9 protein-coding genes are annotated in these 9,637 nt (G+C 48.6%); 5 read left to right on the top strand and 4 right to left on the bottom strand.

Annotation, left to right across the window (positions count from 1 at the left end; all coding sequences use genetic code 11):
- On the bottom strand, window positions 1-387 hold a 387-nt coding region (locus tag GOU96_RS15940), incomplete at its 3' end, for a DUF3305 domain-containing protein (protein WP_324702013.1).
- 224 nt (window positions 388-611) lie between these two features.
- Here GOU96_RS15940 and fdhD point away from each other — a divergent pair.
- On the top strand, window positions 612-1,445 hold the full coding sequence (gene fdhD / locus GOU96_RS15935) for a formate dehydrogenase accessory sulfurtransferase FdhD (RefSeq protein ID WP_001118356.1): 834 nt from the start codon (window positions 612-614) through the stop codon (window positions 1,443-1,445).
- A gap of 106 nt (window positions 1,446-1,551) precedes the next feature.
- Here the strand turns inward: fdhD and GOU96_RS15930 are convergent, their stop codons facing one another.
- The 3 genes from GOU96_RS15930 to GOU96_RS15920 form a co-directional block, all read right to left on the bottom strand.
- Window positions 1,552-3,144 (bottom strand): ABC-F family ATPase, encoded by a 1,593-nt coding sequence (locus GOU96_RS15930; protein ID WP_000625973.1) that lies wholly within the window; start codon window positions 3,142-3,144, stop codon window positions 1,552-1,554.
- A 211-nt stretch (window positions 3,145-3,355) separates the two neighbouring features.
- Entirely contained in the window at window positions 3,356-5,389 is a 2,034-nt protein-coding gene (locus GOU96_RS15925; RefSeq protein WP_267781142.1) for a sensor histidine kinase, read from the bottom strand.
- Window positions 5,379-6,833 (bottom strand): sigma-54-dependent transcriptional regulator, encoded by a 1,455-nt coding sequence (locus GOU96_RS15920; RefSeq protein WP_113628799.1) that lies wholly within the window; start codon window positions 6,831-6,833, stop codon window positions 5,379-5,381. The genes GOU96_RS15925 and GOU96_RS15920 overlap by 11 nt, the downstream gene beginning before the upstream one ends.
- A gap of 303 nt (window positions 6,834-7,136) precedes the next feature.
- Between GOU96_RS15920 and GOU96_RS15915 the strand changes: the two genes are divergently transcribed.
- The 4 genes from GOU96_RS15915 to mobA form a co-directional block, all read left to right on the top strand.
- Window positions 7,137-7,952 (top strand): substrate-binding domain-containing protein, encoded by an 816-nt coding sequence (locus GOU96_RS15915; protein ID WP_181743329.1) that lies wholly within the window; start codon window positions 7,137-7,139, stop codon window positions 7,950-7,952.
- Window positions 7,953-7,958: 6 nt separating this feature from the next.
- Complete coding sequence (locus GOU96_RS15910; protein ID WP_000061034.1) at window positions 7,959-8,657, top strand: ABC transporter permease; 699 nt, start codon at window positions 7,959-7,961, stop codon at window positions 8,655-8,657.
- Window positions 8,658-8,665: 8 nt separating this feature from the next.
- Window positions 8,666-9,388 (top strand): energy-coupling factor ABC transporter ATP-binding protein, encoded by a 723-nt coding sequence (locus GOU96_RS15905; protein WP_000152993.1) that lies wholly within the window; start codon window positions 8,666-8,668, stop codon window positions 9,386-9,388.
- The coding region (gene mobA / locus GOU96_RS15900) for a molybdenum cofactor guanylyltransferase (protein ID WP_324702012.1) at window positions 9,342-9,637 on the top strand (296 nt) is incomplete at its 3' end. The genes GOU96_RS15905 and mobA, both read left to right, overlap by 47 nt.

The raw sequence follows: 9,637 nt of genomic DNA, 5'->3' as shown, positions 1-9,637 counted from the left end.
CGCCTGAACGGGTAGCGGCATATCGGCCGACAGCACCAGATAATCGCTGTCCATATAACGGCTGGCGACGGCTTGCGATGCGGTCAATTGCACGATTTTAAGCGGCTGATCTTCAATCGGATCTTCGGCAACCAAGAACAGCTTTGGCGCTTGTGAACTGAGGTTAAAGCGATAGTCAGTACGCTCGTCACGATACAAGTGTAAGGTTGCGACATATTGACTCTGCGCCTCTGGCGTTAAACTGAAACTGTGCAATACCCACTGCGTGGTTTGCCAACGGCCACGTGAGACCGAACGCGGCTCAAGGTTGCAAGCGAGCGGCCAAGCGCTGTCGGTTTTACTATGAGCGGCATCGGTTAAGGATTCAGGAGAAGTTTGTTCAGTCATAACCCATACTAAATTAACAATCAGAATTGAAATTAAAGCAATAATTGCGCCATGGGTACCAGTACCTTGCTTTAAGTAGAGCAACATCATCACTTTTGTGCAGTTTGTTTTTGATTCGGCACCCTTTTTGCTACATTGACGGCACTTTTTCTTATTCGCTCTACCGCAAGATTTGCACTGACAGATCGGCGGTGAATAAAGCGAACATCACACAGGAATCCAGCGTGGCTAAACCTTCCATCATCAAAACCAGCGAAAATCCTCTGCAAACCATTGAAGTTGAAGTGTATGACGAATACGGCGAAAAACTGGTGAAATCGATCGCCTGTGAACGCCCTCTCACTGTCCTGCTCAACTGGAAAGAGATTGTGACCTTGATGACGCTCGGTTCGCGGCCAGAAGCTTTAGTGCTGGGTTATTTGAAGAACCAAAGTTTTATTTCCGATCCGGAAGCGCTCGATTCCATCATCATCGATTGGGAAACCCATTCGGCCGCGGTAGTGACCCGTGAGAACATTGACCATTTAGAGCCTGCACTGAAGAAAAAAACCGTCACCTCTGGCTGTGGCCAAGGCACCATGTATGGCAACGTGATGAAGCAGCTTGAGAATTACCAAGTACCACAACAACCAATTAAACAATCACAAATTTACGCTGCTCTGGAAGCATTGACTCACTACAACGATACCTACAAAAAAGCCGGCGCGGTGCATGGCTGCGCAATTTGCCAAGAGGATCGGGTGATCTCTTTTGTGGAAGATGTCGGTCGCCACAATGCAGTGGATACTTTGGCCGGTGAAATGTGGCTCAATGGCATGCGTGGGGATGACAAAATTTTTTACACCACAGGTCGTTTAACTTCCGAGATGGTGATTAAAGTGGCGCAGATGGGGATTCCTGTGCTGCTATCGCGCTCGGGTGTGACTCAAATGGGGCTTGAGCTGGCGCAACGTTTTGGCATTACCACGATTGCCCGCGCTTCAGGTCGTCGCTTCCATGTGTACAGTGGCGCTGACAAAGTGGTGTTTGATGTGAAAGGCCACAGTGAAGAAGCATAGCAACGTTTTTGCACCATAGAGGTTTTTAACGTGTTTCGGATAGCAAAAGAGCCTCACATAGAGGCTCTTAGTATTATTTTGCATGCAGAATATTGGCTTAGGAAACTTAGCCTTCAACGCCACGTGATTTCAGGAACTCAGCGTAAGTGCCTTTGAAGTCAGTGATTTTGCCATCACGAATTTCAATGATGCGGGTTGCCAGTGAGTCTACGAATACGCGGTCGTGCGATACAAAGAATAGCGTGCCTTTATATTGCTCTAAGGCGTTGTTCAAAGACTCGATCGATTCCATATCCATGTGGTTGGTTGGCTCATCGAGCAGCAACATGTTTGGCTTGTGCATCATGAGTTTGCCAAGCAACATACGACCTTGCTCACCACCCGACAGTACTTTCACGGATTTCTTGATGTCATCTTGGCCAAACAGCATACGACCCAAGAAGCTGCGCACCACTTGCTCGTCATCGCCTTCTTGACGCCACTGCCCCATCCACTCCATCAAGTTCAGATCTTCGGCGAACTCATGAGCGTGATCTTGCGCGTAGTAACCAATATTGGCATTTTCAGACCATTTGTAGCTGCCGCTGCGCGGCTCAAGTACACCCGCTAAAGTATTGAGCAGTGTCGTTTTACCCGCACCGTTCTCACCGATAATCGCGACACGCTCACCCACTTCAAAAATCGCGTTGAAGTTGCTGAACAGATCATGATCAAAACCTTGGCTGAGGTTTTCAACAATCAGGGCGTTACGGAACAGCTCTTTCGATTGTTCAAAACGAATGAACGGGTTCTGACGGCTAGATGCCTTCACTTCATCCAGTTTGATCTTATCAATCTGTCTTGCGCGAGAAGTCGCTTGTTTGGCTTTCGATGCGTTCGCCGAGAAACGCGCTACGAAGGTTTGTAGCTCAGCAATTTGCGCTTTCTTCTTCGCGTTATCAGACAACAGACGCTCACGCGCTTGAGTGGCCGCGGTCATGTATTCGTCGTAGTTGCCTGGGTAAATACGCAGCTCGCCGTAATCCAAGTCCGCCATGTGGGTACACACTGAGTTTAAGAAGTGTCGGTCATGCGAGATGATGATCATGGTGCAGTTACGCGCATTCAGCGTATCTTCCAACCAGCGAATGGTGTCGATATCCAAGTTGTTGGTCGGTTCATCAAGCAGCATGATATCTGGATCTGCAAACAGGATTTGCGCCAGCAGCACACGCAGTTTCCAACCCGGAGCCACACTGCTCATCAGGCCGTAATGTTGCTCAAGAGGAATACCCACCGCGAGAAGTAGTTCACCCGCCTTGGATTCCGCCATGTAGCCATCCATCTCAGCGAATTCCACTTCGAGATCGGCAACACGCATACCATCTTCTTCGGTCATTTCTGGCAGCGCATAAATACGGTCGCGCTCTTGTTTTACCTTCCACAACTCTTTGTGACCCATGATAACGGTATCGATCACCGTGAACTCTTCGTACGCAAACTGATCCTGATTCAGCTTAGCAACGCGCTCGTTCGGATCGTAGCTTACGTTACCGCCACTTGGTTCGAGCTCACCACTGAGGATTTTCATGAAGGTGGATTTACCACAGCCATTTGCCCCGATTAGACCGTAGCGATTACCTTCGCCAAACTTAACTGAAATGTTTTCAAACAGTGGCTTAGCGCCAAATTGTTGAGTGATATTCGCTGTAGAAATCAAAGCCTGTACCTTAGTGCGTTAACATTCCCGCCCACTTAAAACGGCGCACTTCGAGTGGCTAAATTAAGCTGACAGGGATCACAAATAGAAAAATCTGCGCAACGTTACTTGTTCAGCGCCCAGACTACAAGCCCTGATTTACATAACGCGCATGAAAGTCAGTCATCTCAAGTGAAATGACCAACAAAATAACGAGCTTTTCGTAGGGGGATTATTGAAGCAGCAAGGTCTCGCGAAGTTTCGCTTCATTTTTGGAAGGCAGGAAGATACTGAAAGTGCTACCCACGCCCAATTCAGAGTGCACTTTAATTTCTCCGCCAGACTGGCTAAGCAAACTTTGTGATACGGAAAGCCCAAGCCCTGTCCCCTCACGTTTGGTGGTATAAAACGGATCGAAAATACGTTTGAGGTTTTCTGGCTTAATGCCACACCCTTGATCTTCAATATGGATCACCGCACCGCGGTTTTGCCCCTCTTCAACCCAATCTTCGCTACGAATAGTGATACGACCTTTGCCGTTCATGGCATGAATCGCGTTCATCTGTAGGTTAACCAAAATTTGTAGCAGTTGATGACGATTGACCTCCACCGAATTGTGCGCTTTCAGTTCCAGCACAAATTCAATGTCGCGCTTTTTCGAACCGGTTTTGACTAAGGTAATACTCTCATCAATGATCGGATTGACGTGCTGCCACGTGATTTCGTCCTGTACACCGCCTTGGCGACTGTATTGCAACAAGCTACGGGTGATGTTTCGGATCCGCTCAATTTGCAGCAAGATGGCATCAATTTCCTCTTCGACTCTGCTCGCGTCAGCACCAAGCTCAAAACGAATTAACTCGGTATTACCGAGAATCACGGCGGTAGGGTTATTGATTTCATGGGCAATCCCAGCGGTTAGCTCACCAAGTGCAGCCAGTTTTTCATGCACCACTAACTTATTGCGCGTTTGGTTAAGCAAGGCAATGTGGTGTTCAAGCTGCGCGGTTTTCTCTTGCAAACTGGCGGTGCGCGACTGCACTTTTTCTTCTAACTCATGTGCGGCTTGTACGATTTCTTCATTCCGTTGCTGCAATTGATCCAACATGTTGTCGAATTGCTTCGCAAGCTGAGCGAGTTCGTGCTTGTCGTCAAGCCCAAGTTGCCCGATACGTTGGTTTTTACCCAGTTGCACCATTTTCACTACACGGTGAATGCGCTCGATAGGACGAAACAGATCGCGCGAGCCGCGGTACACAAACAGGCCTGAAATCACCAGCAGGAAAAGCGTGGTGATCCCGACTTCTAAAATATTGGTGACATAGGTTTTTAAAAACGGCCACATTAAATAGCCGGTGTACAGCATGCCAATTTCGTTATTGTATTGATCGCGAATCGGCTGATACGCGGTGATGTACCAAGCATCATACACATACGCCAGATTAACCCACTGCTGACCACCTTTGAGCACTTGGTTAAACACTTCGGATGACACCCGTGTGCCTATCGCGCGCCCAGCGTGAATTGTGCTATCCAGTGGTACGTTGGTGCTGACTCGTAAGTCATCCAAAAAAAGAGTTAAAGTGCCCGTTGGGCGAAGCTGGTCTTGATGGCTTGGGTAGATAAGATCTCGAATTTGATCGACTAAGGTTGTGCTGTTGTTGAGCAATAAACCACCATCCAAAAAACCTATGATGTCACCGAAGTCATTGCGCACTGGAATCACGGTACGACTGACTAATCCCCGAGTTTCGATCTGTTGAGAATTAAGAATCGGGATTTGAGCTTGCTTGACTAAATCGGGATCGAGCTTTTCTAGCTCATCGGCACTAAGTACATCAAAGAAGGATTCACGCTTGGTGAGATCGAGATAGCGAAACTTCTGCTCTAAGCTATCCACACGCTCAAAACTTAAGAAATCTAAGCCATAGCGATTTTTTTGATTTTGCACCCAATGCGGCAAGGTACTGAGGGTTTCCGGCTCTTGTAGACGCTTGCGGAAATCGTACGACTCAGCAAAAGCGCGCACGTGATTAGCTTGTTTCTGTTGCAGCAGAGTTACACTGTTTTGCGCCACGCCTAACCGCTCAGACACATCAATTAAAGCGCTGTTCCAAGTGTAGTGTAGTGACCAGTAAATGGTGATCGCAATCAGCGCCAACAGTGTGAGAAAAATCGGCGCTGAGGTCAGAATCCACAGCCGATAGCGCACGGTGGTTTGAAAACGGTGTCGCCATTTTTGCCACCAAGCCCATTTAGCTTTCATGGCTGAGATCCTCGCTTTCCCACTCTTTGTATTTACGCTCCAGCGTTTTACGTGCCACGCCTAAATCGCGGGCGGCGGCCGATTTATTGCCCTCATACAAGGCCACAATTTGCTGAATATGTGCTTTTTCCACCGCACGCAGAGGCCAATCGTTGGGATATCCCAAGCTGGGTTGCGTGACATTGTCACCAGAGGAAATTTTGGCATCGACACTTGGTGACATTGTCACCTCAGGTTCTGCATGAATAGGCAGACCATTGAGCTCTCGCCAATAATGCGCAGGCGGTTTGCCCAATAACAAGCAGCGCTCAATTAAGTTTTTCAACTCGCGAATATTGCCCGGCCAATCATAGTCTTGCATCGAAGAGATATCTTCATACGCCCATTTAGGCATTGGCATCCCCAGTTCCGCACAGAGCATTTTGGTGAAAAACGGCAGCAGTTCGTGCAGATCTTGCTTGCGCTCACGCAGTGGACTCACTTCAATTTTCAGCACATTAAGCCGGTAGTAAAGATCGCCGCGGAAACGTCCATTTTCGACTTCTTGTTGCAGATTGCGGTTGGTGGCGGCCACCACTCGCACGTCCACACTCACCTCTTTTTCCGAACCCACCGGTCGCACCGCGCGTTGTTCTAAAACCCGTAATAGCGAGGCTTGCATAGTGAGTGGCATTTCGCCGATTTCATCCAAAAACAGAGTGCCGCCGTTGGCCACACGAAACAGCCCTTCACGACTCTTCTTCGCGCCGGTAAATGCCCCAGAGGTGTGCCCAAACAGTTCACTTTCCAGCAGTTCTGGCGCAATCGCGCCGCAGTTGATCGGCACAAAGGGGCCTTGTCGACCACTCGCTTCATGGATGCCGCGTGCGACCAGCTCTTTGCCAGTACCCGATTCTCCTTCAATCAGCACCGAAGCGCGCGACGGAGCAAACTGAACAATGCGCTGCTTGAGTAACTCAGTTTGTACTGAGCTGCCAATGATTTGTGTTGTGCAGTGGCGCTGAAAATCACGCTGCAAGGCGTACTGCAAACGCTCATTGAGGCGTTTATTCATACAGCGTTGCACGGCTTGCAGCATTTGTTCGAGGTTAAATGGCTTGAGGATAAAATCGCTTGCCCCCAGTTTGAGAGCGCTGATGGCGGTCTCTAGATCTGCGTATCCGGTCATAAAAATCACATCCGCGCGGTGATCCGGATCGGTAAACGCTTCTTCCCATTCAATCCCTGAGCGTCCTGGTAGGTTGATGTCTAAAATCAGCAAGTCGTAGTGATGCTCACCACGCAGCACCTCAGCGTCTTCAATGCTGCCTGCCAAATCGACGCGCGAAAACCATTTACTCAGCGCTTTTTTGAGCACCAGTTGCATACCGACTTCGTCATCGACAACTAAAACAGAGAAGGCTTGATATAAATGGGTTTGATTGAGATCCAAAACTGGTGACATAGAGGGATTCCATAACGTATTGAGACAGAACGACTCAATTAACCTTACATTGGCTAGGCATAATTTGCGACATTTTGTCCCACACGGTTTAAAGTGTCACTATCTTTAGGCCAGATTTGCCACAAATCACCGACTTTTTGCAGGGGAAATAGCCCTCAATGAGTAAGAATGACGTTGGCATCCCATTTGCTATACCTCTATTTCGTATAAACTCATCAGCAATTGATTTCATTCAGTGTTATCAGTGTATTAGCTGATCTAGCTCGCTGACTTAACCTCCAACGTATCGTCATGGAATTCACAATGAAAAAAACGTCCTTTACCCTCGCGGCAGCTTCGCTCATTTTAGTCAGTTACTCTGCTTCCAGTGCCGATGACACTCGTATTCGTCTTGCGACCACCACCAGTACTTACGATTCTGGCTTGCTTGATTACCTCCTGCCAAAATTTGAGCAAGATACGGGCTATAAAGTGGATGTGATCGCCACAGGTACAGGTAAAGCACTGAAAATGGGCGAAAACGGCGATGTGGATTTGGTGATGACCCATGCACCGAAAGCCGAAGCCAGCTTTGTTGAGGCAGGTTTCGGGGTTCTACCCCGTAAACTGATGTACAACGACTTTGTGGTGGTTGGCCCAGAAAGTGATCCGGCTAAAATCGCCGATGAAAAGAACATCGCGAAAGTATTTGAAAATATTGCTAAAAGCGGCGCTGTATTTATCTCACGTGGTGATGATTCCGGCACACACAAGAAAGAGCTCGGCATTTGGGCACAAAACAAGATTGAACCGAATTTCGGTGGCTACCGTTCTATTGGTCAAGGCATGGGTCCAACACTGAATATGGCGTCAGAAATGCAGGCTTATACCCTGACCGACCGAGGGACTTGGCTGGCTTACAACAATAAGTTGGCTCTCAAGATTCTGTTTGAAGGTGATGAGCAACTGTTTAACCCTTACCAAGTGATCATTGTCAACCCTGAGCGTTACCCAACCACCCAATATCATGCCGCTAAAGTGTTTAGTGATTGGCTGGTGAACCCTAAAGGCCAGCAGTTGATTAACGAGTTTAAAGTCAATGGCCAACAACTCTTTGTGGCCAATGCGGACAAGCAGTAATCCTCGATGAGTCTTTGGCAAACAACCCTAGATGCCTTGCATCTGTTGGTGAGTCTAGATCCTAAGCTATGGGAGATCGTTGCGGTCTCCTTTAGTGTTTCGCTAACGGCCATTGCTCTGGTGCTCATCCCCTCTGTGGTGCTCTCTTTTGTGCTGGCGTACACCAACTTTCGCGGTAAATGGACGCTGCTTTCGCTGATCAATACCTTGCAAGCGGTTCCGACTGTGGTGATCGGCTTGTTGTTGTATATGTTGCTCTCACGCGCAGGCCCACTGGGTGATTGGCAGATGCTGTTTACCCAGCAAGCGATGATTTTAGGTCAAGCACTGATCTGTTTTCCGATTCTGGTTGCCATGATGCATGGTGCGTTGCAATCGACCGATCGCCGCTCACTCGAAACGTCAATGACACTGGGAGCTTCCGTACCTAGACTCTTTGCAACCTTAGTCTGGGAAGCGCGCTTTCCTTTAATGGCCGCCACCATCGCCGGTTTTTCCCGTATCGTGACTGAAGTTGGCTGCTCAATGATGGTCGGTGGCAATATCATGGGCTTGACCCGCAATATCCCAACGGCCATTTCATTGGAAAGCAATAAAGGCGCTTTTGCGCAGGGTGTGGCGCTGGGTATGGTGCTGCTTGCCTTAGCGCTAGGGCTCAACTTTCTGCTCTCTTCCCTACGGGGCAAAGGCTATTTAAGGACATAAGGCCAATCGTGACGATCAAACTTACCGCACAGCAGCTTTCCATGCGTTTTAAAGATCGCGTGTTATTTCATATTCCCGAGATCGCCATCGGCCCTAATGATGCCATTTACCTTAAGGGCGACAATGGTGTGGGTAAAACCACCTTATTGAAAATTCTCGCGGGCTTGTTAGAGCCGAGCAATGGTAGAGTGCTTGGCCGTAAACCTTGGTGGCAGCGCTTGTTTTTGACTTCCGCGACCTCAGAAGTTGTCTATCTTCATCAAAGCCCCTACCTGTTTGATGACACTGTTTATCAAAATGTGGTGTACGGCATTCGTTTCAGTGGCTTGTCTGCGCATGAAAAACGCGCGCAAGTGATCACGGCCTTGCGTATGGTCGGGCTAGAAACACTGGCCGATGAGCATATTTCTGTGCTTTCCGGCGGAGAAAAACAGCGCGTGGCGATGGCGCGAGCGTGGATCCTCAAACCTTCTATTTTGTTGATGGATGAGCCGAGTGCGTCATTGGATCAAGAATCTATCGAGAGATTGGTTATAATGGCCCGAGATTTATTAGAGCGCGGCTCCAGTCTTGTCATCACTAGCCACCAAACCAACGCCCTCACGGCGCTGTGTAAAAAGCAGTGGTGGATTAAAGATCGTCAATTGATTGAGTCGCCTTTGCTGCAAATTGTGAAAGAAAACAATGATAACCACACAAACACTTCCCACGCTTCAACCTTCCGACACTAGCTGGGTAATTCTTGCTGGCGGACAAGCCAGCCGTATGGGGGGACAAGACAAAGGCCTGATCCAGTTGAATGGTCAGCCCCTGATTCAACATGTGATCGATAAGTTGGCCCCACAAACGCCGACTTTGCTCATCAACGCCAATCGCAACCAAAGCCAATACCAACAATTTGCGCCGGTGATCAGTGATGAGTTTCCAGATTATCCGGGACCGTTAGGCGGCATTCATGCCGGTTTAAGCCATGCACCAAC

The sequence above is a fragment of the Vibrio sp. R-1 genome, assembly GCF_035615595.1.
Classification (GTDB): Bacteria; Pseudomonadota; Gammaproteobacteria; order Enterobacterales; family Vibrionaceae; genus Vibrio; species Vibrio cholerae.
Note: the sequence above shows the minus strand (reverse complement) of the source record. Positions and strands in the feature narration are given on the sequence as shown.

Bases quoted from the DNA above. Each gene is read 5' to 3' on its own strand.
- GOU96_RS15925 (WP_267781142.1), bottom strand. From the start codon at position 5,389: ATGAAAGCTAAATGGGCTTGGTGGCAAAAATGGCGACACCGTTTTCAA.
- GOU96_RS15920 (WP_113628799.1), bottom strand. From the start codon at position 6,833: ATGTCACCAGTTTTGGATCTCAATCAAACCCATTTATATCAAGCCTTC.
- GOU96_RS15915 (WP_181743329.1), top strand. From the start codon at position 7,137: ATGAAAAAAACGTCCTTTACCCTCGCGGCAGCTTCGCTCATTTTAGTC.
- GOU96_RS15910 (WP_000061034.1), top strand. From the start codon at position 7,959: ATGAGTCTTTGGCAAACAACCCTAGATGCCTTGCATCTGTTGGTGAGT.